Origin of the sequence: Actinosynnema sp. CA-299493, from assembly GCF_050946825.1 — a bacterium.
Lineage (GTDB): Bacteria > Actinomycetota > Actinomycetes > Mycobacteriales > Pseudonocardiaceae > Actinosynnema.
This window is the reverse complement of sequence record NZ_CP191993.1, coordinates 898,419-920,807: the sequence shown is the minus strand read 5'-3', so window position 1 is coordinate 920,807 and position 22,389 is coordinate 898,419. Positions and strand designations below refer to the sequence as shown.

21 protein-coding genes are annotated in these 22,389 nt (G+C 70.9%); 10 read left to right on the top strand and 11 right to left on the bottom strand.

All coding sequences use genetic code 11. The annotated features are described in order from the left end of the window. Positions 1 to 106 precede the first annotated feature (106 nt). The 5 genes from ACQPYE_RS04565 to ACQPYE_RS04545 all read right to left on the bottom strand — a co-directional run bounded on the left by ACQPYE_RS04565 (position 107) and on the right by ACQPYE_RS04545 (position 5,079). Complete coding sequence (locus tag ACQPYE_RS04565) at positions 107 to 1,288, bottom strand: ABC transporter ATP-binding protein (protein ID WP_498719344.1); 1,182 nt, start codon at positions 1,286 to 1,288, stop codon at positions 107 to 109. A gap of 4 nt (positions 1,289 to 1,292) precedes the next feature. Continuing rightward, the gene (locus ACQPYE_RS04560; RefSeq protein ID WP_498719343.1) at positions 1,293 to 2,138 is read right to left on the bottom strand and encodes a carbohydrate ABC transporter permease; all 846 of its coding nucleotides are present in this window, start codon (positions 2,136 to 2,138) and stop codon (positions 1,293 to 1,295) included. After that, positions 2,138 to 3,049: a carbohydrate ABC transporter permease gene (locus ACQPYE_RS04555; protein WP_498722835.1), complete on the bottom strand. Its 912-nt coding sequence runs from the start codon at positions 3,047 to 3,049 to the stop codon at positions 2,138 to 2,140. The genes ACQPYE_RS04560 and ACQPYE_RS04555 overlap by 1 nt, the downstream gene beginning before the upstream one ends. 56 nt (positions 3,050 to 3,105) lie before the next feature. Then, a complete protein-coding gene (locus ACQPYE_RS04550; RefSeq protein WP_498719340.1) occupies positions 3,106 to 4,362 on the bottom strand; it encodes an ABC transporter substrate-binding protein in 1,257 nt (418 codons plus the stop codon). A gap of 171 nt (positions 4,363 to 4,533) precedes the next feature. Continuing rightward, the gene (locus ACQPYE_RS04545; protein ID WP_498719338.1) at positions 4,534 to 5,079 is read right to left on the bottom strand and encodes a YflT domain-containing protein; all 546 of its coding nucleotides are present in this window, start codon (positions 5,077 to 5,079) and stop codon (positions 4,534 to 4,536) included. Between the two features lie 746 nt (positions 5,080 to 5,825). Between ACQPYE_RS04545 and ACQPYE_RS04540 the strand changes: the two genes are divergently transcribed. Both ACQPYE_RS04540 and ACQPYE_RS04535 read left to right on the top strand, forming a co-directional pair. After that, a complete protein-coding gene (locus tag ACQPYE_RS04540) occupies positions 5,826 to 6,407 on the top strand; it encodes a hypothetical protein (protein ID WP_498719336.1) in 582 nt (193 codons plus the stop codon). Between the two features lie 203 nt (positions 6,408 to 6,610). Beyond that, positions 6,611 to 6,853: a hypothetical protein gene (locus ACQPYE_RS04535; RefSeq protein WP_498719334.1), complete on the top strand. Its 243-nt coding sequence runs from the start codon at positions 6,611 to 6,613 to the stop codon at positions 6,851 to 6,853. Between the two features lie 162 nt (positions 6,854 to 7,015). Here the strand turns inward: ACQPYE_RS04535 and ACQPYE_RS04530 are convergent, their stop codons facing one another. Continuing rightward, the gene (locus ACQPYE_RS04530; RefSeq protein ID WP_498719332.1) at positions 7,016 to 8,212 is read right to left on the bottom strand and encodes an acyl-CoA dehydrogenase family protein; all 1,197 of its coding nucleotides are present in this window, start codon (positions 8,210 to 8,212) and stop codon (positions 7,016 to 7,018) included. Positions 8,213 to 8,355: 143 nt separating this feature from the next. Here ACQPYE_RS04530 and ACQPYE_RS04525 point away from each other — a divergent pair, with 143 nt between their 5' ends. After that, entirely contained in the window at positions 8,356 to 8,652 is a 297-nt protein-coding gene (locus ACQPYE_RS04525; protein WP_498719328.1) for a DUF4190 domain-containing protein, read from the top strand. On the opposite strand, the gene ACQPYE_RS04520 is transcribed toward ACQPYE_RS04525, so the two are convergent. Next, the gene (locus ACQPYE_RS04520; RefSeq protein ID WP_498719326.1) at positions 8,653 to 8,814 is read right to left on the bottom strand and encodes a hypothetical protein; all 162 of its coding nucleotides are present in this window, start codon (positions 8,812 to 8,814) and stop codon (positions 8,653 to 8,655) included. Between the two features lie 300 nt (positions 8,815 to 9,114). Further along, positions 9,115 to 10,074, bottom strand: coding sequence for an HpcH/HpaI aldolase/citrate lyase family protein (locus ACQPYE_RS04515; protein WP_498719324.1), 960 nt, complete (start codon positions 10,072 to 10,074; stop codon positions 9,115 to 9,117). Between the two features lie 116 nt (positions 10,075 to 10,190). On the opposite strand from ACQPYE_RS04515, the gene ACQPYE_RS04510 reads away from it, so the two are divergent. The 4 genes from ACQPYE_RS04510 to ACQPYE_RS04495 are packed head-to-tail and all read left to right on the top strand — an operon-like array spanning position 10,191 to position 13,308. After that, positions 10,191 to 10,526, top strand: a complete 336-nt coding sequence (locus tag ACQPYE_RS04510; RefSeq protein ID WP_498719322.1) for a hypothetical protein — start codon at positions 10,191 to 10,193, stop codon at positions 10,524 to 10,526. Further along, positions 10,523 to 11,422 carry an aminoglycoside phosphotransferase family protein gene (locus ACQPYE_RS04505; RefSeq protein ID WP_498719320.1) on the top strand — a complete coding sequence of 300 codons (900 nt, stop codon included), beginning with the start codon at positions 10,523 to 10,525 and terminating at the stop codon, positions 11,420 to 11,422. Before ACQPYE_RS04510 ends, ACQPYE_RS04505 begins: the two co-directional genes overlap by 4 nt. Positions 11,423 to 11,480: 58 nt before the next feature. Continuing rightward, positions 11,481 to 12,734, top strand: coding sequence for a magnesium transporter MgtE N-terminal domain-containing protein (locus tag ACQPYE_RS04500; RefSeq protein WP_498719318.1), 1,254 nt, complete (start codon positions 11,481 to 11,483; stop codon positions 12,732 to 12,734). After that, a complete protein-coding gene (locus ACQPYE_RS04495) occupies positions 12,727 to 13,308 on the top strand; it encodes a DUF1003 domain-containing protein (protein ID WP_498719315.1) in 582 nt (193 codons plus the stop codon). Before ACQPYE_RS04500 ends, ACQPYE_RS04495 begins: the two co-directional genes overlap by 8 nt. Before the next feature lie 3 nt (positions 13,309 to 13,311). On the opposite strand, the gene ACQPYE_RS04490 is transcribed toward ACQPYE_RS04495, so the two are convergent. Beyond that, positions 13,312 to 13,773 (bottom strand): MarR family winged helix-turn-helix transcriptional regulator, encoded by a 462-nt coding sequence (locus ACQPYE_RS04490; RefSeq protein WP_498719313.1) that lies wholly within the window; start codon positions 13,771 to 13,773, stop codon positions 13,312 to 13,314. Between the two features lie 97 nt (positions 13,774 to 13,870). Here ACQPYE_RS04490 and ACQPYE_RS04485 point away from each other — a divergent pair, with 97 nt between their 5' ends. From ACQPYE_RS04485 to ACQPYE_RS04475, 3 genes are all read left to right on the top strand, one after another. Next, positions 13,871 to 15,040 (top strand): Mrp/NBP35 family ATP-binding protein, encoded by a 1,170-nt coding sequence (locus ACQPYE_RS04485; protein WP_498719312.1) that lies wholly within the window; start codon positions 13,871 to 13,873, stop codon positions 15,038 to 15,040. A gap of 246 nt (positions 15,041 to 15,286) precedes the next feature. Beyond that, positions 15,287 to 18,970 (top strand): CARDB domain-containing protein, encoded by a 3,684-nt coding sequence (locus ACQPYE_RS04480; RefSeq protein WP_498719311.1) that lies wholly within the window; start codon positions 15,287 to 15,289, stop codon positions 18,968 to 18,970. 179 nt (positions 18,971 to 19,149) lie between these two features. Continuing rightward, the gene (locus ACQPYE_RS04475; protein WP_498714637.1) at positions 19,150 to 20,322 is read left to right on the top strand and encodes an ISAs1 family transposase; all 1,173 of its coding nucleotides are present in this window, start codon (positions 19,150 to 19,152) and stop codon (positions 20,320 to 20,322) included. A 109-nt stretch (positions 20,323 to 20,431) separates the two neighbouring features. On the opposite strand, the gene tatB is transcribed toward ACQPYE_RS04475, so the two are convergent. Continuing rightward, positions 20,432 to 20,812 (bottom strand): Sec-independent protein translocase protein TatB, encoded by a 381-nt coding sequence (gene tatB / locus ACQPYE_RS04470; RefSeq protein WP_498719309.1) that lies wholly within the window; start codon positions 20,810 to 20,812, stop codon positions 20,432 to 20,434. A 49-nt stretch (positions 20,813 to 20,861) separates the two neighbouring features. Further along, positions 20,862 to 22,388: a S1C family serine protease gene (locus tag ACQPYE_RS04465; RefSeq protein ID WP_498719307.1), complete on the bottom strand. Its 1,527-nt coding sequence runs from the start codon at positions 22,386 to 22,388 to the stop codon at positions 20,862 to 20,864. Position 22,389: the final 1 nt, after the last annotated feature.

Genomic DNA, 22,389 nt, shown 5'->3' with positions numbered 1-22,389 from the left:
TGCCCGCGACCTCCGGAAACCTCCCGTTGAGCTTCGCCTGAAAGTGTGAAAGGCCGCCCCCGCGGCACGAGTCCGACGAACGGGGACGGCCCTCCGGAGAGGTGGTTCAGCCGCGGTAGGTGAGGTTGCGGCCGTTGTCCGGGTCGAACAGCTGCACCTGGTCGGCGTCGAACCAGATGTCGGCCGGCTCGCCCTCCACCGCGGTGGACGTCGCGGCGATCCGGGCGACCAGCGACACGCCGCCGCCGGGCACGTCGGCCGAGCCCGCGTCGGCGGCGAGCTCGGCCAGCTCCGCCGAGGTCGCCTGCTCACCCCGGAGGCTGAAGTAGGCGAACTTGTCGGAGCCCATCGACTCCAGCACGTCCACGTGGTCGGTGAACGTGACGCCCTTCGGGCGAACGGCGTCGTCCACCAGCCGGGCGTCCTCGAAGTGCTCGGGCCGCAACCCCATGATCACTTCACGGGGCGCGTCGGCGCCTTCCAGCAACCCCCGCACCCGGTCGGTGAGGGGCACGTCGCCCAGCGGCGACCGCAGCACGCCGTCCTCCAGCGCGGCGGGCACGAAGTTCATCGCGGGCGAGCCGATGAACCCGGCGACGAACAGGTTGGCCGGGTTGTCGTAGAGGGACTGCGGCGCGCCGATCTGCTGCACCGCGCCGCCGCGCATCACCACGACCCGGTCGCCGAGGGTCATCGCCTCGGTCTGGTCGTGCGTGACGTACACGGTGGTGGTGCCGAGCTGCTTCTGCAACCGCGACACCGACGTGCGCATCTGCACGCGCAGCTTGGCGTCGAGGTTCGACAGCGGCTCGTCCATCAGGAACGCCTTGGGGTTGCGCACGATCGCCCGCCCCATCGCGACCCGCTGCCGCTGCCCGCCGGACAGGTTGGACGGCTTGCGGTCCAGGTGGTGGGTCAGGTCCAGGATCGCGGCGGCGTCGCGGACCTTCTTCTCGACGGTCGCGTCGTCCACCTTGGCCAGCCGCAGCGGGAAGGCCATGTTCTCCTTCACGGTCATGTGCGGGTAGAGCGCGTAGGACTGGAACACCATCGCGATGTCGCGGTCCTTGGGCGCGCGCTCGTTGACCCGCTCGCCGCCGATGCGCAGCTCGCCGGACGTGATGTCCTCCAGGCCCGCGATCATGTTCAGGGTCGTGGACTTCCCGCAGCCGGACGGGCCGACCAGGATGATGAACTCGCCGTCGGCGATCTCGATGTCCACGTCCCGCACGGCCACCGCGCCGTCGGGGTACTGCTTGGTCACGCTGTCCAGGACGATCTCGGCCATTGCCTCACCCCTTGACGGCGCCGGAGGTCAACCCGGCGACGATCCGACGCTGGAAGAACAACACGAACAGGATGATCGGGACGGTGATCACCACGGCGGCGGCGGCGATCGACCCGGTCGGGTCCTCGAACTGCGAGCCGCCGGTGAAGAACGACAGCGCGACCGGCACCGTGCGCGAGCTCTCGGTGGAGGTCAGCGAGATCGCGAACAGGAAGTCGTTCCAGCAGAAGATGAACACCAGGATCGCGGTGGTGAACACGCCGGGCGCGGCCAGCGGCGCGATGACCCGGCGGAACGCCTGGCCGGGCGTCGCGCCGTCCATCTTCGCCGCCTTCTCCAGCTCCCACGGGATCTCGCGGAAGAACGCCGACAGCGTGTAGATCGCCAGCGGCAGCGCGAAGGTGATGTAGGGCAGGATCAGGCCGGGCCAGGTGTCGAACAGCCCGAGCGCCCGCTCGATCTCGAACAGCGGCGAGACCAGCGAGATCTGCGGGAACATCGCGATCAGCAGCGACACCCCGACCAGCAGGCGCTTGCCGGGGAAGTCGAGCCGGGCGATCGCGTAGGCGGCCATCGTGCCGAACACGACCGCGACGGCCGTGGCGATCAGCGCGATGCCGATCGAGTTCACCAGCGCGCGGACGAACTCGGTGGTGGAGAAGATCGCCTTGTAGTTGTCGAACGTCCAGGCGCGCGGGATGAAGTTGCCGTCGCCCAGGGTCTCCTTGGTCTTGAACGACAGCGACACGATCCACAGCACCGGGACCAGCGCGTACGCCACCACCAGGACGTTCAGGACGGTCCAGCGCGCCTTGCGGCCCGTGGTCACGGCTCCGCCGATGCCCGCCATCAGCGCCTCCCCCCGTCGCCGCCGGGCGCGGCGGTGCCGAACAGCTTCACGAACACGAACGCGATGATCGCCACCGCGATGAAGATCAGCACCGACATGGTCGAGCCGATGCCCAGGTTCAGGCCCTTGATCAGGTTGTTGTAGGTCAGCATCGACACCGACGACGTGCCCTGCGAGCCCGCCGTGAGCACGAACAGGTTGTCGAAGATGCGGAACGCGTCGAGCGTGCGGAACAGCAGCGCCACCAGGATCGCCGGCTTCATCACCGGGACCATGACCTTGGTGAACCGCTGCCACGCGCTCGCGCCGTCCATCGCGGCGGCCTTGAGCAGGTCGTCCGGCACCAGCGCCAGGCCCGCCATCAGCAGCAGGGCCATGAACGGCGTGGTCTTCCAGATCTCGGCCAGCGTCACGACCATGATCGCCGGGATCTTCTGGGTGAGCACGGGGTCGCCGCCCGCGATCGTCTCGGCCAGGTAGCCGGTGCCGGGCGTCCAGGCGTAGCGCCAGGAGAACGCGGCGACGACCGTGACGATGCCGTACGGGATGAGCGTGGACGTGCGCACGATGCCCCGGCCGACCAGGGTGCGGTGCATGATCAGCGCCAGCGCCATGCCGAGCACCAGTTCGACCGCCACGGACACCACCGTGATGAGCACCGTCACCCACATGGCGTTCCACCAATAGGGGTTGGTGAGCACGGTGACGTAGTTGTCCAGGCCGACGAACTCGGTGCGGTCGGGGAACTTCAGGTCGTAGCGCTGCAACGACAGCCAGAGGGAGTAGAGGATCGGCCAGCCCGCGACGGCGGCCATGATCAGGATCGCGGGCGCGCACAGCAGCAGGCCGAGCCGGCGTTCGGCTTTCTTGCCCTCGCTGAGCGCGGCCTTGGCCTTGGCCTTGGGCGACAGCCGCGGCTCGGCGGCGCCCGGTCCGGTGGCGGCCGGCGCGGTGTCCGACGCGTGGCTCACGGCAGCACCCCCTTCGAGTCGAGCGCGTCCTGGAGCTCGGCGCGCAGCCGGTCGGCGGTGGCCCGCGGGTCGAGGTCGGCCGGTGGCGAGAGGATCGTGGAGATGACGGTCGAGACGTTCTGGTAGGCGGGGGTGCGCGGGCGGGCGCTCGCGTTCTTCAGTGTCTCCAGGATCGCTTCCTTCATCGGGTACGGCTCGGCCATCTCCGGGTCGTCGTAGACGGACTCGATGGTGGGCGGCACGCCGTCGTTGATGGCGGCGAACTTCTGGTGCTCCGCGCTGCGCAGGCACGTGACGGCGTCGAACGACTCGTCGGGGTGCCGGGAGAAGGCGCTGACCGCGTAGTTGATGCCGCCGACGGTGACCTCGGCCGGTCCGCCGTCGATCGACGGGTAGGGCGCCCACTTCAGGTTCGGGGCGAGGTCGGGCACGGCCTGGGCGGCGGCGTAGACGTAGGGCCAGTTCAGCTGGAACGCGGCCTTGCCGGTCTCCATGGAGAGGCGGGCGTCGTCCTCGGCGGCGTTGGAGAACGACGGGTCGACCACCTTGGACGTGGCGAACCGCTTGAGCACCTCCAGCGCCTGGACCGCGCCCTCGTCGACGACCGCCTTGGCGCCGCCCTCGTCCAGGATCTGCCCGCCGGCGGTGTTGACCAGGGTGTTGTAGAGGACGACGAGGCCCTCGTACTGCTTGCCCTGGGCGGCGACCCGGCCGGGGGTCTTGTCGTTGCCGTCCTCTTCGAGCCGGGTGCCCATCTCGATCATCTCGGACCACGTCTTCGGCGGCGTGGGCACGAGGTCGCCCCGGTACCAGAGGAGCTGGACGTTCGTGTTGTCCGGCGCGCCGTACAGCTTGCCCTCGTAGCGGGCGGTCTCCAGCGGCGTCTCCAGCGTGCCGTCCTCGACCTGCGCCTTGGTCCCGCCGGTGAACTCCCGGATCCAGCCGGCCTCGGCCAGTTCGGCGGTCCACGTGACGTCGAGGGCCAGCACGTCCATGTCGTCGTCCCCGGCGGCGAGCCGGCGGACCATCTGCTCGCGCTGGCCGTCCGCCTCGCGCGGCAGCTTGTGGTAGACGATCTCGTACCCGTCGGCCCGCTCGTTGCAGTTGTCGACGATCTTCTGGAAGTTCTGCTGCGGGTACTTGTAGACGTTGATGGTGATCCCGCCGTCACCCGAACCACAGCCCGCCAGCACGGACGACGCGATCAGCGCGGCGCCCCCTGCGGCGGCCAACCGATGACCCTTGCCCCTCATCGGTCCTGCCTCCTCTCCCGACAGCGGAGGAGCCAGACCGCGACGCCCGGCACCTCGTCGTGCCCGCCGGTCGGCTGGGCCGAACGGCGGAACGAACGTAGGCCCGGTGATCAGGTGCCGCAACCACCGGAGCCCGGAACGGCCTTACCCGATCCGGTGGTGCGGCAAACCTCAGTCCTTGCCCGCCTTGCCCGCGTCGGAGGGGCGCATGGCGAGCTTGGCGAGCAGGTCGCGGCCGCGTTCGGCGGAACGGGGCTGGCAGAGCACGTCGTAGCGGCCCGCGACGAGCTGGCTGGCGCTCTGGAAGTCGCGCTTGCCGCGGGCCGAGCCGTAGCCGACCGCGGCGAAGATCAGGCCGAACGCGATGCCGACCACCAGGCCGGCGACGATGGGGCCGAGGCTGGCGCCGGGACCGGTGTTGAACAGGCTGAGCAGGACGCCGACGAACAGGCCGAACCAGGCGCCCGACGCCGCGCCGGTGCCGAGCACGCGTCCCCAGGTGAGGCGACCCGTCACCCGTTCGACGAGCATGAGGTCGACACCCACGATCGTGACCTCCTGGACGGGGAAGTCGTCGTCGGCGAGGAAGTCGACGGCGCGCTGGGCCTCCTCGTAGGTGCCGTACGAGCCGATGGGCCAACCGGTGGGTGGGGTGGGCAGACGGGGAGGCACCCCGGGTCGGTTCTGGCCGGAGAAGGAACTCGTCACGGTGACCACCTCTTCGCGGTGCTGATCTCCCCATCCTGCCAACACCGGGCGGGCGGCGCGAAACAGGTCGCCGGGAAGGGTGTGAAACGTGACCTGGGCCGGGGGACGAGGTGAGGCCGGCGGGGTGGACGAAGGTCGACGCAACACCATGGTGTGAAGTGCGGGAGTCCCCGCGCGAACGAGGACTCCCGTGAACCCGATATGTCGTCCAGGCCATTCCAGACGGACCTCAGGATCGACCAAGAGCGCCTCCTGCTGTCCTGATCGATATCGCCCACTGTAGTTCCGACTACTGGGTCGACGCAGCCGTTCGGGACGCTCCTGGACACCCGAACCGGTGACATTGCGCAGTTCAGGACGCGTTCCTGTGCGTCATGGGCCGACGACTCACGATCCTGGACGCGTCGTGCTGGACGCTCTGGACGGTGACGGGGTGTCCGGACAGCGATCCTGGACGCTTCGCAGGCGGCCGGAGGGGCCATGATGGTCAAGTCCGCAGGACGTGAAGACCACGTCCGCCGATTCCGGTAGCGCGAACTGCCGGACATCGGAAAGCGGCCCCGTCGTCCAGGCCATCGTGGAGGTACTCCATGTGTTTCTCGTCCCTGCCCCGCCCAGGGTGCTGTCGACCTCCGTCGCCCCGGCACGACCGCCGGCTGGGGTGACCGGTCCAATCACTACGACGACATCCGATGACTACACACCACACCGCGTCTCCCGGCCGGCGGCCCCCGAGCACGCGGAAATCAGTTCGGGTGCACGAACACCCGTCGTGGTTCGACGGCCTCGATTTCGACAGGACAGGCGCCCTCTCCCCTAGACCCACGGCGCCCTCCCGCACCTTCGCCTCGACAGCCGAGTTCCTCGACGGACTGCGGAAGGTGAGGACGGAGACGAGCACGTCGTTCCGGCAGATCGAACAGCGGTCCAACGGACACCTGCCGAGGGCCACCGCCCAAGCGATGGTCGCGACCTTGAAGACCACCCTGCCCACGCGGGCCGACCAGGTCGAGTTGTTCGTGAAGGCGTGCGGTGGCTCGGCCTTCGAAGTGAACCTCTGGGTGTCGCAATGGCGGCGGCTCCGCGACCGAGGAGCGCGAGACGAACCCGTCCCGGAGTCCGTCCCTCTCCCACCGACCGCGCAGGTGGAGTTGATGGCGCGGGCCGTCGACACCGGTCGCCCTCACGGACCTGCTCGACTCGCCAAGAGGTGGTGGGCCGCCGCATCGCGGTGGCAACGCGGCGTCAGCCAATCGGCGACGATCAGGAGAGCGGCGTTCCTGGTCTGCTGGACCGTGGCCGTGGTCGCGGCGACCATCTACGTCACCGGCCGTTGAGGATCCGCCCGCAGTGCTCGGGGAACCCGCTGCCGTGATCTTCAACCCGGAGGGGTAGCAGCGAAGCTCCCTAAGGTCGCCAATCCATCCAGATTCGATGTTGATCCGGAGTCGATACCGGGGGACTGACCCCCGCCATGTCATCGGCAGTCAGCTCGGTCGCACCGTTACGAACGCATTCGTCTTCAGGACGAGGAGTAGAGATGTCCAGCTCAAGACCGCTCAGCGGTCACAGCGGTACCGCCCGCCCCGATACGGGCGTCCAAGCATTCCCCCCGCCAGGGGAATGGCACCTGTCCCTGCCGAAGAACCTGCTCGCCGAGGCGCCGTGGCTGGTGCTGGTGCTCACGGCTTTCGCCGCAGGCTGGACGCCCGGTCAGATCACCCTGCTCGTGCTCGCGCTGACGCCGCTCATGGTGCTGCGGGGCGCCGCAAAACGGGTATGACGCGGCAGCGCCGCACAGCACCGACACGGTGACAGGATCCGGGACGCGATGAGCCATCGAGGACGACGCGATCCCTGGATTCAGGTCCGCCATACGACCGATCCACCTCGGGTGGCCGTCCGACGTCGAAGGGCGGCCACCCGGGTCGGTGCGGGGATTCGGTCAGCCGCGTGACTGGTAGTCGCGCAGCAGGCCCCGGCTGATGATGGTCTTCTGGATCTCGCTCGTGCCCTCGCCGATGAGCAGGAACGGCGCCTCGCGCATCAGGCGCTCGATCTCGTACTCCTTGGAGTAGCCGTAGCCGCCGTGGATGCGGAACGCCTCCTGGGTCACCTCGGCGCAGTACTCCGACGCGAGGAGCTTGGCCATGCCGGCCTCGACGTCGTTGCGCGCGCCCGAGTCCTTCAGCCGTGCCGCGTTCACCATCATCAGGTGGGCGGCCTCGACCTTGGTCGCCATCTCGGCCAGCTTGAACGCGATGGCCTGGTGCTCGGCGATCGGCTTGCCGAACGTCTTGCGCTGCTGCGCGTACTCGATCGCCAGCTCGAACGACCGCAGCGCGATGCCGCACGCCCGCGCCGCCACGTTCACCCGGCCGACCTCGACGCCGTCCATCATGTGCCGGAACCCGCGCCCGGTCCGGCCGCCGAGCACCTGCTCCGCCGGGATCCGGAAGCCGTCGAACACCATCTCGGTCGTGTCGACGCCCTTGTAGCCCATCTTGTCGATCTTGCCGGGGATGGTCAGGCCGGGCACGACCTCGCCGTAGCCCTCGGGCTTCTCCACCAGGAACGTGGTCAGGTTCCGGTGCGCCTTCTCCTCGCCCTCGTCGGTCTTCACCAGCACGGCGGTGAGGTTGGACGTGCCGCCGTTGGTCAGCCACATCTTCTGGCCGTTGACGACGAAGTCGTCGCCCTCGCGCACGGCCCGCGTGCGGATCGCCGCCACGTCCGAGCCCAGCTCCGGCTCGGACATCGAGAACGAGCCGCGCACCTCGCCGGTCGCCATCCGCGGCAGGTACTTGCCCTGCTGCTCGGGCGTGCCGTGCTGCTTGAGCATGTGCGCCACGATGAAGTGCGTGTTGATCACGCCGGACACGGACATCCAGCCGCGCGCGATCTGCTCGACGACCAGGGCGTAGGTCAGCAGCGACTCGCCGAGCCCGCCGAACTCCTCCGGGATGGTGAGCCCGAACAGGCCCATCTCCTTCATGCCCTCGACGATGTCGGCCGGGTACGTGTCGCCGTGCTCCAGCGCCTGGGCGTGCGGGATGATCTCCTTGTCCACGAAGGTGCGAACCGTCGACAGGATTTCCTCCTGGACGTCGGTCAGTCCTGCGGTCCGGGCCAGGCGCGCCATCGCGTTTCCCTTCGTAGCTCTCGGGTTACCGGCGAGTATGGCCCGGTTAACGCCCGTTCGCGTCACGAGAGTGCTCATCGCCACCCGCTGAACCGAAACAGCGGGTTAGCCTGTGCGCCCGCACGACCAGCAGGGGGATCCACATGTCGCAGCCGTACCAACCGCAACCGGGCTACTACCCGCCGCAGCCCGCGCCGACCAACGGGATGGCGATCGCGGCGCTGATCACGGCGTTCCTGTTCTCACCGGCGGGCATCGTGCTGGGCGTCGTGGCGCGCAAGCAGATCCGGCGGACCGGCGAGCAGGGCTGGGGCATGGCGACCGCCGGGCTCGTCATCGGCGTGGTGCTCACCGTGCTGTGGGTGCTGGCCCTCGTGCTGTGGGTCGTGCTGGTGGTGTGGCTGTACCGCGAGGCCGGGAACCTGCCGGCACCGCGCTGATCAGGAGGCGCGCAGCTCCAGCCCGCCACCGCAGTGGCGGCACACGTCGGCGAACACGTGGACGTCGTGCGAGCAGGCGGGGCAGGGCCGGAAGCTGCGCTCGACCAGGTCGTCGCGGCGGCGCTGGAACAGCCGCCTGCGCGGGGTGCGGTGTCTGGACACGCCCACCACCATGCACAGGCGGCCCCCCGTGATCGCCACTCGACACCGCGGGTTGTGGTCATGCTCACCGACGGGGTCGACGGTCCGTGCGCGGTCGGTCGCGCTTCGAAGGTCCGGAGCCAGGCGTCGAGGTGCGGGCACCGCGCGCGCAGGGCGCGTCAGGCCCAGGTCCTGGATCGCCAACGGCCCGTCGACCGTCTTGACGTAACCCGGGCAGTAGCCGAGCAGCCGCTTCGAGGGCGCTCCCGGCCGCCCACGCGATCACTCGACGACCACGCGCCGGCCGGGAGCCCCGGGAAGTCAGTCCTCCGGCGGCGACCACACGTTCGTGCGCGCCATGCCCGCGGCACGTCCCTTGGACGAGATGACCAGCGCCATCTTGCGCGACGCCTCGTCGATCATCTCGTCGCCGAGCATCACCGCGCCCCGCTTGCCGCCCCGCTCGGAGGTGAAGTAGTCGTACGCGTCGAGGATGTTCTCGGCGTGGTCGTAGTCCTCCTGCTTCGGGCTGTACACCTCGTTGGCCGCGTCGATCTGGCCCGGGTGCAGGACCCACTTGCCGTCGAACCCGAGGGCGGCCGAGCGGCCGGCCACGCGGCGGAAGCCCTCGACGTCCCGGATTTGCAGGTAAGGGCCGTCGATGGCCTGCTTGTCGTGCGCGCGGGCGGCCATCAGGATCTGCATCAGGATGTAGTGGTAGGCGTCGCCGACGTCGTAGCCGGGCGGCTGCTCGCCGACGACCAGCGACTTCATGTTGATCGACGCCATGAAGTCGGCCGGGCCGAAGATGATCGTCTCCACCCGCGGCGACGCGGTGGCGATGGCGTTGACGTTGATCAGGCCGAGCGCGTTCTCGATCTGCGCCTCGATGCCGATCCGCCCGACCTCGTAGCCCATGGTCTTCTCGATCTGGGTGAGCAGCAGGTCGAGCGCGTGCACCTGCTCCGCGGTCTGCACCTTGGGCAGCATGACGCAGTCGAGGTTCGCGCCGGCGCCCTCGACGACCTCGGTGACGTCGCGGTAGGTCCACTCGGTGGTCCAGTCGTTCACCCGGACGACCCGCGTGCGGGAGCCCCAGTCGCCCTCGTTCAACGAGGCCACGATGGTCTTGCGCGCGCCCGGCTTGGCCAGCGGCGCGCACGCGTCCTCCAGGTCGAGGAACACCTGGTCCGCGGGCAGCGTGCGGGCCTTGTCGATCATCTTCTGGCTCGAACCGGGCACGGCCAGGCACGAGCGACGGGGACGCTGCTGGTCGACCACTGGGGGGTACCTCCTCGTACCGGCCGGTAACTACATGTGGTGCGAAGGGTGGCACGGTCGCATACGGCCCGCCATCGCGTGAGTCACGGCTCACAGGCCCGTGGCAGGCTGAACCGGTGGAGATCGAGCAGGTGCTGGACAACGCGCTGCGCAAGGCCGCCGCGGTGTGGATCCGACCGGACGGCCACGAGCCGCGGCTGGTGTGGGCGCTGTGGCGCGACGGGGCCGTCCTGGTGGCCGTCGGCGGCACGGAACAGCGGGTGCCGGGCCTGGCCGACGGCGTCGGGTGCACGGTCACCGTCCGCTCCCCCACCACCCGCTCCCACCTGGTCGACGCACGGGCCACCGCACGCCGCGCGGACCTGGACGACGACGCCGCGCAGGCGCTGAGAGCCGCCCGCCTGAACGGCCGCCCGGAGTGGGACGACGTCTACCGCCTGGAGCTCGCGTGATCACCGTCCCCGAGGGCTTCGGCGCGATCCTGGGCGAGGAGGCGCGGGACTGGCGCGCCTCCCTGCCCTCGCTGGCCACGAAGTTCTGCGCGCGCTGGCGCCTCACCCCGGACGGTGCCCTGCTCAACGGCAACGTCGCCGTCGTCCTCCCGGTGCGCCGCGCCGACGGCCACCCGGCCGTGCTCAAGCTCACCTGGGTGGACGATGAGACCCGGCAGGAGCCACTGGCGCTCCGGGCGTGGGCCGGTCAGGGCGTGGTGGCGCTGCTCGACCACGACGACCGGCACGGCGCGCTGCTGCTGGAACGCCTCGACCACACCAGGTCGCTGGACGACGCGCCGATCGAGGAGGCGCTGGCCGTCACCGGCGGACTGCTGCGCCGGCTGCGCGTCCCGGCGGGACCGGAGTTCCGCCGCCACGACTTCCCCGACCTGGTCGCGGAGAACGCCGACCTGGGCGGCCCGCTGCCCGCCGCCCTCGTCGAGCAGGCTCGCGAACTGGGCCGCGACCTCGTCGGGCACGCCGGGAACACGCTGGTCAACCAGGACCTGCACTACCAGAACGTGTTGCGCGGCGACCGCGAGCCGTGGCTGATGATCGATCCGAAACCGCTGGCGGGCGACCGCGAGTTCGGCGTGATCCCGTTGCTGTGGAACAGGTTCGGCGAACTGGCCGGCGAACGCGGCCTGCGCGACCGGTTCGCCGCCCTGTGCGACATCGGCGAGCTCGACGCCGACCGGGCCCGCGCCTGGACGTTCTGCCGCGCCGTCGACACCTGGCTGTGGTGCCTGGCGGGCGGGCTGGAGGAGATGGCCGTCGCCGTCGAGGCGATCACCCACGCGTTCCGGCCGGAGACCCGACCAGGAACCCGACCGGAGACCTGGCGGCGAACCTGACCGGGGACGTCCACAGTGGAACGCAGCGGTGGCGCACCCGGCGGACTAGCCTGATCACGTGCCTGCCGTGAACCGGGTCTTCGCCGCTCAGCTCGCCGGGTTGCCCGTGTTCGGGCCGGACGGCGAGTCGATCGGCAAGGTCCGCGACCTGGTCATCGGCCTGCGGGTGGACCGCCAGCCGCCCCGCGTGCTCGGCCTGGTGCTGGAGCTGGCGACCCGGCGGCGCATCTTCGTGCCGATGCTGCGGGTCAACTCGATCGAGCCGAACGCCGTGACGCTCGTCACCGGGTCGGTCAACCTGCGCCAGTTCCACCAGCGCGCCAACGAGGTGCTGGTGGTCGGCGAGCTGCTCGACGCGCGCGTCACGCTCGGCTCCGGCGTGGTGGCGGTGCTGGTCGACGCCGCGATGGAACCCAGCCGCACGCGGGACTGGCGGATGACGCGGGTCGCGGTCCGGGAGCGCACCGGCCGGCTGGCCCGGCGCGGACCGGTGCAGGTGCTGCGCTGGGAGGACCTGACCGGCCTGTCGGTGACCGAGCTGGCCGGCCAGCCGCAGGGCGCGCAGCACCTGGTGGCGATCTTCGAGACGATGCGCGCGGCGGACGTGGCGCTGGCCCTGCACAGCCTGCCGGCCAAGCGGCGCTACGAGGTGGCCGAGGCGCTGGACGACGAACGGCTCGCCGACGTGATCGAGGAGATGGCCGAGGAGGACCAGAAGGACCTGCTGGCCTACCTGGACGACGAGCGCGCCGCGGACATCCTCGAGGCCATGGACCCCGACGACGCGGCCGACCTGCTGTCGGAGCTGTCCGAGGTGGAGAAGGACCGGCTGCTGGAGCTGATGGAGCCGGCGGAGTCCGAGCCGGTGCGGCGGCTGCTGGAGTACAGCTTCGACACCGCGGGCGGCCTGATGACGCCGGAACCGGTGGTGCTCGCGCCGGACGCGACCGTGGCGGAGGCGCTGGCGCACGTGCGCAACCCGGACCTGACGCCCGCGCTGGCCAGCATGGTGTTCGTGTGCCGGGCGCCGACGGCCACGCCCACCGGCCGCTACCTGGGCTGCGTGCACATCCAGCGGCTGCTGCGCGAGCCGCCGTCGGACCTGGTCGCGGGCGTGCTGGACACGGACCTGGCGACGTTGTCGCCGACCGCCTCGCTCAGCGACGTGACCCGCTACTTCGCCGCCTACAACCTGGTGTGCGGGCCGGTGGTGGACGAGAGCGACCACCTGCTCGGCGCGATCACCGTGGACGACGTGCTCGACCACCTGCTGCCGGCCAACTGGCGCGAAACGGGGCTGTCCCATGCCTGAGCTGCTGCCGCGTCGACGGCTCGACCAGCCGCGCACGGAGGGCCGGTTCCGGCTGTCGCTGGACCCGGAGGCGTTCGGCCGGTTCTCCGAGCGCCTGGCCCGGTTCCTGGGCACCGGCAAGTTCCTGTTCTGGCAGACGCTGCTGGTGATCATCTGGATCACGCTGAACCTGTTCGCGGTGACGCTGCGCTGGGACCCGTACCCGTTCATCCTGCTCAACCTGGCGTTCTCCACGCAGGCCGCGTACGCCGCGCCGCTGATCCTGCTGGCGCAGAACCGGCAGGACGACCGCGACCGGGTGTCGCTGGAGGAGGACCGGGCCCGGGCCGCGCAGACCAAGGCCGACACCGAGTACATGGCCCGCGAGCTGGCCGCGCTGCGCATCGCCGTGGGCGAGGTGGCGACCCGCGACTACCTGCGCAGCGAGCTGGAACGCGTGTTCCGCGAGCGCAAGCGGCCCGGCAAGGACGCCAGGGACCTCCCCGCCAAGGACACCAAGGACGCGAAGGACCTCAGGGACGCCAAGGAGCTCGGCGACGTCGTGGACCTCAAGGACGACGTGCCGTCGTCCTGAGCGTCAGGGCTCGTCGGCGCCCAGCCGGTCGCACGTGTGGCCGAACGCCTCCAGCTCGGCGTGGCCGAACGTCTCCGCGAAGTGCCGCGCCACGCCCGCGAGGTGCGTGCCGGACGCCACGCGCAGCCGCTCCAGGCCCTGCGAGGTGAGCACCGCCACCACGCCGCGGCCGTCGCCGTCGGCGCGTTCCCGCAGCACCAGGCCCGCGCGTTCCAGGCGGTCGACGAGTCTGGTGACGCCGGAGCGCGACAGCAGCACGGCGTCGGCCAGCTCGGTCATCCGCAGTCGGTGCTGCGACGCCTCGGCGAGCTGGACCAGGACGTCGTAGGCCGCGAGCGACAAGCGTTGCTCGGCGATCAGTTCGGATTCCAGGATCCGGGTGAGCCTCGCGTGCGCCCGGAGGAAGGATCGCCACACCCCCAGCTCGGTACGGGTGGGCAACCGGGCAGATCCGGTTTCCGGCACGGATACCGATGTTACGGAAAGCACGCGAGCGGCTGCGCGCTGCCCCCGGAACCGGGGTGACCGACCGGTAGCTTGGAAGTGCACGGCCCGCCGTAGCATGGCGGTCCCACCACCCTCTCCCGAAGGCGTTCCCGTGACTCTTCCTACCGTTGACGACGTGCAGAAGGCGTTGGCCGGCGTCCAGGACCCGGAGATCCGGCGTCCGATCACCGACCTCGGCATGGTCAAGGGCGTCGTGGTCGGTGACGACGGGATCGTGGACGTGGCGGTCTTCCTGACCGTCTCCGGCTGCCCGCTGCGCGACAAGATCACCGCCGACGTGACCGCCGCCGTGACCGCGCTCGACGGCGTGACCGGCGTCCGCGTCGAGCTGGACGTGATGAGCGACGCGCAGCGCACGGAGCTGCGCAAGTCGCTGCGCGGCGGCGTCGAGGAGCCGGTGATCCCGTTCGCCCAGCCCGGCTCGCTGACCCGGGTGTACTGCGTCGCGTCGGGCAAGGGCGGTGTCGGCAAGTCGTCGGTGACGGTGAACCTGGCCGTCGCGATGGCCGCGCGCGGGCTGTCCGTCGGCGTGGTGGACGCCGACATCTACGGCCACTCCATCCCCCGGATGCTCGGCACGGACGCGCGGCCCACCCAGGTCGAGAAGATGATCATGCCGCCGCAGTCGCACGGCGTGAAGCTCATCTCGATCGGCATGTTCACGTCCGGCAACACGCCGGTCGTGTGGCGCGGCCCGATGCTGCACCGGGCGTTGCAGCAGTTCCTGGCCGACGTGTTCTGGGGCGACCTGGACGTGCTGCTGCTCGACCTGCCGCCGGGCACCGGCGACATCGCCATCTCGGTGGCGCAGCTCGTGCCGAACGCCGAGATCCTGGTCGTGACCACGCCGCAGCAGGCGGCGGCCGAGGTGGCGGAGCGGGCCGGGTCGATCGCGTTGCAGACGCGGCAGCGCATCGCCGGCGTGATCGAGAACATGTCGTGGCTGGAGCTGCCGGACGGCACCCGGATGGACGTGTTCGGCTCGGGCGGCGGGCAGGCCGTGGCCGACTCGCTGACCCAGGCCGTGGGCGCGGACGTGCCGCTGCTGGGCCAGGTCCCGCTCGACCAGCGGGTGCGCGAGCAGGGCGACTCGGGCACGCCGATCGTGCTGGCGCACCCGGAGTCGCCCGCCGGGCAGGTGCTGACGACCGTGGCGACCAGGCTGTCCACGCGGTCGCGCGGGCTCGCCGGCCGGCTGCTGAACGTCACCCCCGCCGGCCGCTGACGAACCGACCCTCGCACAGGGGCTCCCGGATTCCGGGGGCCCCTGTTCCGTGCTGCCCGCGTCCGGTCGCGGCCCGCGTCCGGTCGGCCGTTGACGAACCGCCGCGCGTCTGAAACCTTTGTACGCAACTCCGCAAGAAGTTGACAGTTACAGCTCAAAATCTTCATATCGACTCGCAACTTAGCGGCAGGCGCTCCGCCGCGGTCTGCCGTCAGCGCACCGTCGTCCCCAACGAAGAGGACACCGATGAAACGGAAGCAGCGCAGCCGGCGACTGGTCGGCGGCATCCTGGCGGTCGGCCTGACCGTGCTCGGCCTCTCCCCCGCCTCGGCGGCGCCCGACCCCGTGCGCGTCGCCCCGGTCGACCTGGCCGCGGGCAAGGCCACGTCGGCGAGCAGCGCGCAGGCCGGCTACCCGGCGGCCAACACCACCGACGGCAACCAGTCCTCCTACTGGGAGAGCGCGAACAACGCGTTCCCGCAGTGGCTCCAGGTCGACCTCGGCGCGACGTTCGGCGTGAGCCGGGTCGTGCTGGAGCTGCCGACCGGCTGGGGCGAGCGCACGCAGACGCTCGCCGTGCAGGGCAGCACGGACGGCACGACGTTCACCGACCTCTCGCCGTCCGCCGCGCGGCTGTTCGCCCCGGCGAGCGGCAACACCGCCACCATCGACTTCACCGCGCGGGACGCCCGGCACGTGCGGCTGCGCGTCACCGGCAACACCGGCTGGCCCGCCGCCCAGGTCTCGGAGTTCGAGGTCTACGGCGCCGCCACCGGCGACGGCCGGGCGCCGACCGCGCCGGGCAGCCTCTCGTTCACCGAGCCCGCCGCCGGCCAGGTCCGGCTGACGTGGACGGCGTCGACCGACGACACGGGCGTGACCGGCTACACCGTCTTCGCCAACGGCGCGCCGCGCGCCACCGTGTCCGGCACGACGCTCACCCACACCGACAGCCAACCGACCACCGCCACCGTGACCTACACGGTGCGGGCGCGTGACGCGGCGGGCAACGTGTCCGGTGACAGCAACGCGGTGACGCGCGTCGGCCGGGGCGGCGGCACGAACCTCGCGGCGGGCAAGCCGGTCGAGGCGTCGTCGTCGACGTTCGGCTTCGTCGCCGCCAACGCCACCGACGGCAACCTCGCCACGTACTGGGAGGCGGGCGGGCAGTCGGCCACGCTGACCGTGAAGCTCGGCGCGAACGCCGACGTGGACTCGGTCGTGGTCAAGCTCGACCCCGACCCGGTGTGGGGGCCGCGGACGCAGAGCTTCCAGGTGCTCGGCCGTGAGCAGGGCGCGGCGGGCTTCACGTCGCTGGCGGCCCGCGCCGAGCACGCGTTCAGCCCGGCCGGGAACCAGAACTCGGTGACGGTGCCGATCGGCAGGCGGGCGGCGGACGTGCGGCTGGAGTTCTTCGGCAACACCGGCGCGCCCGGCGGGCAGGTGGCCGAGCTCCAGGTCCTCGGCACGCCCGCGCCGAACCCGGACCTGACCGTGGCGTCGGTGACGTGGACGCCGGCCGCACCGTCGGAGGTCGACGCCGTCACGCTGTCGGCCGCGGTCCGCAACACCGGCTCGGCCGCCTCCGGCCCGACCACGGTCGACTTCAGCCTCGGCGGCACGGTCGTCGGCAGCGCGCCGGTCGCCGGGCTGGCCGCCGGCGCGTCGACAGCGGTGTCGGTGAACGCGGGCCGGCGGGCGATGGGCAGCTACCCGGTCAAGGCGGTGGTCGACCCCACCGACGCCGTCATCGAGCAGGACAACGGCAACAACGCGCACACCGCGCCGTCCCCGCTGGTGGTGGCGCAGGCGCCCGGCCCGGACCTGACCGTCGCCGGCGTCACGTCCACCCCGTCCAACCCGGCGGTCGGCGCGCCCGTGTCGTTCACCGCGTCGGTGCGCAACCGGGGCACCACCGCCGTCGGCGCGGGCAGCGTCACGCGGGTCACGGTCGGCGGCGCCACGCTCAACGGGCAGACCCCGGCCGTCGCGGCGGGCGCGACGGTCACCGTGCCGGTCGGCGGCACGTGGACGGCCACCGCGGGCGGCGCGACGATCACCGCCACGGCCGACGCGACCGGCGTCGTCACCGAGACCAACGAGACGAACAACGCGTTCTCGCGGTCGATCGTGGTCGGCCGCGGCGCGGCGGTCCCGTACGTCGAGCACGAGGCGGAAGCCGCCCGCTACCAGGGCACCCTGCTGGAAGCCGACCCGTTGCGGCGGTTCGGGCACACGAACTTCGCCACCGAGTCGTCCGGCCGCAAGTCCGTGCGGCTGAGCGGCACCGGCCAGTTCGTGGAGGTCACGTCGACCACCGCGGCGAACTCGATCGTGGTGCGCAACTCGATCCCGGACGCGGCCGGCGGCGGTGGCATCGAGGCCACGATCAGCCTCTACGTGGACGACGTGTTCACGCGGAAGCTGACGTTGTCGTCCAAGCACAGCTGGCTCTACGGCACCACGGACGACCCCGAGGGGTTGACCAACACGCCGCAGGCCGACGCGCGGCGGCTGTTCGACGAGGCGAACGCCCTGCTGGGGCGGACCTACCCGGCCGGCACCCGGTTCAAGCTGCAACGCGACGCGGGTGACACGGCGGCGTTCTACGTCATCGACCTGATCGACCTGGAGCAGGTCGCGCCACCGTCGTCGCAGCCCGCCGAGTGCACCTCCATCACCGCTTACGGCGCCGTCCCGGGTGACGGCGGTGACGACACCGACGCCATCCAGCGCGCCGTGACCGACGACCAGAACGGAGTGATCGGCTGCGTGTGGATCCCGGCCGGGCAGTGGCGGCAGGAGAAGAAGATCCTGACCGACGACCCGCTCAACCGGGGCCAGCACAACCAGGTGGGCATCCGCGACGTGACGATCCGCGGCGCGGGCATGTGGCACTCGCAGCTCCACACGCTCACCGAACCGCACTTGGCGCAGGGCGGCATCAACCACCCGCACGAGGGCAACTTCGGGTTCGACATCGACGCGAACACCACGATCTCGGACATCGCGATCTTCGGCTCGGGCCGGATCCGCGGCGGTGCGGGCGGCGCCGAGGGCGGGGTGGGCCTCAACGGCCGGTTCGGCGCCGGCACCAAGATCACCAACGTGTGGATCGAGCACGCGAACGTCGGCGTGTGGGTCGGTCGCGACTACGACAACATCCCGGAGCTGTGGGGACCCGCCGACGGGGTCGAGTTCAGCGGCATGAGGATCCGCGACACCTACGCCGACGGGATCAACTTCACCAACGGCACGCGCAACTCACGGGTGTTCGACTCGTCGTTCCGCACGACCGGTGACGACTCGTTGGCGGTGTGGGCGAACCGCTACGTCAAGGACCAGGCGGTCGACGTCGCGCACGACAACGCGTTCGTGAACAACACGATCCAGCTGCCGTGGCGGGCCAACGGCGTCGCGATCTACGGCGGTCACGGCAACAAGGTGGAGAACAACCTCATCTACGACACGATGAACTACCCGGGCATCATGCTGGCGACCGACCACGACCCGCTGCCGTTCTCCGGCCAGACCCTGCTCGCCAACAACGCCCTGTTCCGGACGGGCGGGGCGTTCTGGGGCGAGGCGCAGGAGTTCGGCGCGATCACGCTGTTCGCCCAGAGCCGCGACATCACCGGCGTGACGATCCGCGACACCGAGATCCACGACTCCACCTACGACGGCATCCAGTTCAAGTCGGGCGGCGGCAACGTCCCCGGGGTCGTCATCAGCAACGTCCGCATCGACCGCTCCACCAACGGCGCGGGCATCCTGGCCATGGGCGGCGCACGCGGCAGCGCGACCTTGACCGCCGTGACCATCACCAACTCGTCCACCGGCGCCGTCGTCATCGAACCCGGCTCGCAGTTCACCATCACCGGCACCCCGACCACCACCGCGTCCGGTCGACGCGGCCAAGGCATCTCCTGACCCGACCCACCCCACCTCGGAACGCGAAGCAGGGGTCCCCGCCAAGGGCAGGGTTCCGGCAAAGTCGTTTGTGCTGGTGAGGGTTTGATTGTGGGACGGGCACGGCGCTCTGGTCGATCATGTGAGTGTCTACGTCGCATGATCTTGGGAGTGCCGTGCCCGCGTTGTCATCCTGCCCGATGCCCGTGGTTGTCGACCGGCTGGCCTCGGTGCCGGTCGGGCAGGTCGCGGACCTGCGGGTTTTTCTGGATCGGGTGCCGGATCCGCGCAAGCGTCGTGGGGTGCGGCACTCCCTGTCGTCGATCCTGCTGCTGTCCGCGGCGGCGGTGGTGGCGGGTGCGCGGTCGTTCGCGGCGATCGCGGAATGGGCCGCCGACGCGCCGCAGCGGTTGTTGCGACGGCTCGGGGTGCGGTTCGACATCGTCGGCGACCGGTTCGTGGCACCGGAGGAGTCCACGGTGCGCAGGGTGTTGTCGCGGGTGGACGGTGACGCGCTGGACGCGGTGATCGGCGCCTGGTCCGCGTCGCGGGTCGACGGACGGGAGACCGGCGGGGTGTTGCCGGCGGTGGCGGTGGACGGCAAGTCGGTGGCCGCCACGTTCGGCCGTGCCGGCGGCTCCGGGGTGCACCTGATGGCCGTGTTCCGTCACGAGGACGGCATCGTGGCCGGTCAGCGGCAGGTCCCGACCGGCGGCGAACTCGCCGGGTTCCGGCCGCTGCTGGACACCGTCGACCTGGCCGGGGTGGTGGTGACCGCCGACGCGCTGCACACCCAACGCGACCACGCCCGCTACCTGCACGAGCGGGGCGCGCATTACGTGTTCACCGTCAAGACCGGCTGGCCGAGGGTCTACACCCAGCTCGATTCGCTGCCCTGGGACGACATGCCGTGCCTGGTGTTCCGGGAGCGCGGGCACGGCCGCACCGAACTGCGCACCGTCCGTGTCGCCCCGCTCGGGGACCGCGGGTTCGGCGAGGTCGACTTTCCCCACGCGAACCACGCGTTCCTCGTCGAGCGCTACCGGACCTGTCACACCACCGGCAGGCGCGGTGCCTACGCCGCGCTCGGGGTGACCAGCCTGACCGGCGAGGACGCCCACCCCGCCCGCGTCGCCACCTACCTGCGCGGACACTGGCAGATCGAGAACCGGCTGCACTGGGTCCGTGACGTCACCTACGGCGAGGACGCCTCCCGGATCCGCGCCGGCCACGCACCCCGCATCATGGCCGGCCTGCGCAACCTCGCCGTCAACGCCCTGCGCCTGGCCGGCCACACCAACATCGCCAAAGGGTCACGGGCCATGGCCCGTGACCCCCGACGACCACTCCAACTCCTCGGAATCACCCACTGAACAGCACAAACGACTTTGCCGGAACCCTGCCCGCCAAGGGGACCCCTGCTGTGATTCTACCGACGGGGTCCGACAATTCCGGCTTGGTGACCGGGCCAGGGGCCAGGGGTCAGGTGGCGTCCGGGTCGTAAGGGGGGCGTTCGCCGCGGTCCAGGGGACGGTCGCGGCTCGTCGTGTCGCGGGCCGGGGGGACGGCGGGGTAGCCGTTCGGCTTCTCGACCGGGTCGTCGTCCCACAGGTGCTTCGTGATCGCGCGCTTCGGGTCGAAGTTGCGCAGTTCCCGGAGGTCCTCCAGCGGCTTGCGCAGCTGCTCGAACTCCGGCCCCATCTCCTGCTTCAGCTGCTCCCGCGCGCCGGTCGCGTACTCGCGGACCTTGCGGACCGTCTTGCCGACCCACGCGGCGGCCTCGGGCAGTCGTTCCGGACCGAGGATGAACAGGCCCGCCACGACGATGACGAGGATCTCAAGCCACCCGATGCTGTCGAACACCCTCGTGCCCCACCTTCCGCGCCCCAAGCCCTGGCTGCCAGCGTAGCCGTCAGTCGGACCGCAGGGTCACCTGCACGGTCAGCTCACGACCCTGCCTGGCCAGCACGACCGGCACGGTCTCGCCGATTTCATGGTCCCTCACCGCAACCGTCAGCTCAGCGGCGTTGCGCACCATCCGGTCGCCGACCCGGGTGATCACGTCGCCCTCCTCGATGCCCGCCGCGTCGGCCGCGCCGCCGTCGGGCACGTTCTGCACCTGCGCGCCCTCCGCCGTCTCCGCCGACGCCGACCGCACGTTGATGTTCATGTCCGCGTGCTTGACCTCGCCGTCGCGGATCAGCGCCTGCGACACCTTGCGCGCGTAGTTGCCGGAGATCGCGAACCCGAGGCCCACCGAACCGCCGGTCTCGGTGCGGATCGACGAGTTGATGCCGACCAGCGCGCCGGACGAGTCGACCAGCGCGCCACCGGAGTTGCCGGGGTTGATGGCCGCGTCGGTCTGGATCGCGTCGTAGGTGACCTGCGGCCCGCCGTTCTCGCCCGCCGCCGTCACGGGCCGGTGCAGGGCGCTGACGATGCCCTCGGTCACGGTGTTCGACAGCGACAGCGGCGAGCCGATCGCGAGCACGGTGTCGCCCACCGCCAGCTCGTCGGAGTCGCCGAACCGCAGCACGGTCGGGTTGTCCACCTCGACCTTGATCACCGCGAGGTCGGTCTTGGAGTCGCGGCCGACGACCTGCGCCACGGCCCGCTTGCCGTCGGTGAAGACCACGGTCAGCTTCGCCGACGTGTCCTGCACCGCCGGGGCGACCACGTGGTCGTTGGTCAGCACGTAGCCCTCGCCGTCGATGACCACGCCGGAGCCGACGCCGGCCACGCTCGCGCCCTTGAACTCGATCGACACGACGCTGGGCGTGACCCGCCCGGCGATGTCGGCGACCGACCCGACGGGCCGTTCCTTGCCGGGCTTGACCTCGGCGAGCGTGACGCCGCCGTCGGTGAGCGGGTTGCCGACGCGGCCCATCAACCAGCCGACCAGGCCACCGCCCGCGCCGACCACCAGCGCCGCCACCATCAGCAGCACCAGGCCCAGCGGCTTGACCCGCCGCCCGAACAGCAGTTCGGGCACGCTCAGCTGGGGTCCGGGCTCGGGTTCGGGCTTGGGTTCGGTGTCGGGCTGCTCGGTCACGGCGGGCGGGCCGATGACGGCCGACGCGCCCGGGTCGCGCCACGCGTCGCCCGCCGGCTTGCCCTCCCAGAAGACGGGCTCCACCTCGGGCTCGCCGTTCAGGTCGACCGGCGGTCGTTGCAGGAGCGTGTCGCCGTCGCCGCGCGGTCGGCCGAACGCCGTGGACAGCGCTTCGGGTGGCGGCGGCGCGAGCTGGACGGGCGAGGTGCCGTTGGGGCTCGGGCGGTCGGCGGAGAACGCGCCCGCCACGCCCTGCGGTCGGCCGAACACGGCTTGCTGCCCGGGGTCGACGGCCGGGCGGTTCAGCGGACGGGGTGCGAGCCTGCGGTGCACCCCGTCGTCAACACCCGACCTGGGAGTCCCGTTGCCCTGCTCTGGCTCGCTCATC

Coding starts and splice junctions, on each gene's coding strand:
- ACQPYE_RS04565 (WP_498719344.1), bottom strand. CDS start 1,288: ATGGCCGAGATCGTCCTGGACAGCGTGACCAAGCAGTACCCCGACGGC.
- ACQPYE_RS04560 (WP_498719343.1), bottom strand. CDS start 2,138: ATGGCGGGCATCGGCGGAGCCGTGACCACGGGCCGCAAGGCGCGCTGG.
- ACQPYE_RS04550 (WP_498719340.1), bottom strand. CDS start 4,362: ATGAGGGGCAAGGGTCATCGGTTGGCCGCCGCAGGGGGCGCCGCGCTG.
- ACQPYE_RS04535 (WP_498719334.1), top strand. CDS start 6,611: ATGTCCAGCTCAAGACCGCTCAGCGGTCACAGCGGTACCGCCCGCCCC.
- ACQPYE_RS04530 (WP_498719332.1), bottom strand. CDS start 8,212: ATGGCGCGCCTGGCCCGGACCGCAGGACTGACCGACGTCCAGGAGGAA.
- ACQPYE_RS04525 (WP_498719328.1), top strand. CDS start 8,356: ATGTCGCAGCCGTACCAACCGCAACCGGGCTACTACCCGCCGCAGCCC.
- ACQPYE_RS04495 (WP_498719315.1), top strand. CDS start 12,727: ATGCCTGAGCTGCTGCCGCGTCGACGGCTCGACCAGCCGCGCACGGAG.
- ACQPYE_RS04485 (WP_498719312.1), top strand. CDS start 13,871: ATGGCGGTCCCACCACCCTCTCCCGAAGGCGTTCCCGTGACTCTTCCT.
- ACQPYE_RS04480 (WP_498719311.1), top strand. CDS start 15,287: ATGAAACGGAAGCAGCGCAGCCGGCGACTGGTCGGCGGCATCCTGGCG.
- ACQPYE_RS04475 (WP_498714637.1), top strand. CDS start 19,150: ATGCCCGTGGTTGTCGACCGGCTGGCCTCGGTGCCGGTCGGGCAGGTC.
- ACQPYE_RS04465 (WP_498719307.1), bottom strand. CDS start 22,388: ATGAGCGAGCCAGAGCAGGGCAACGGGACTCCCAGGTCGGGTGTTGAC.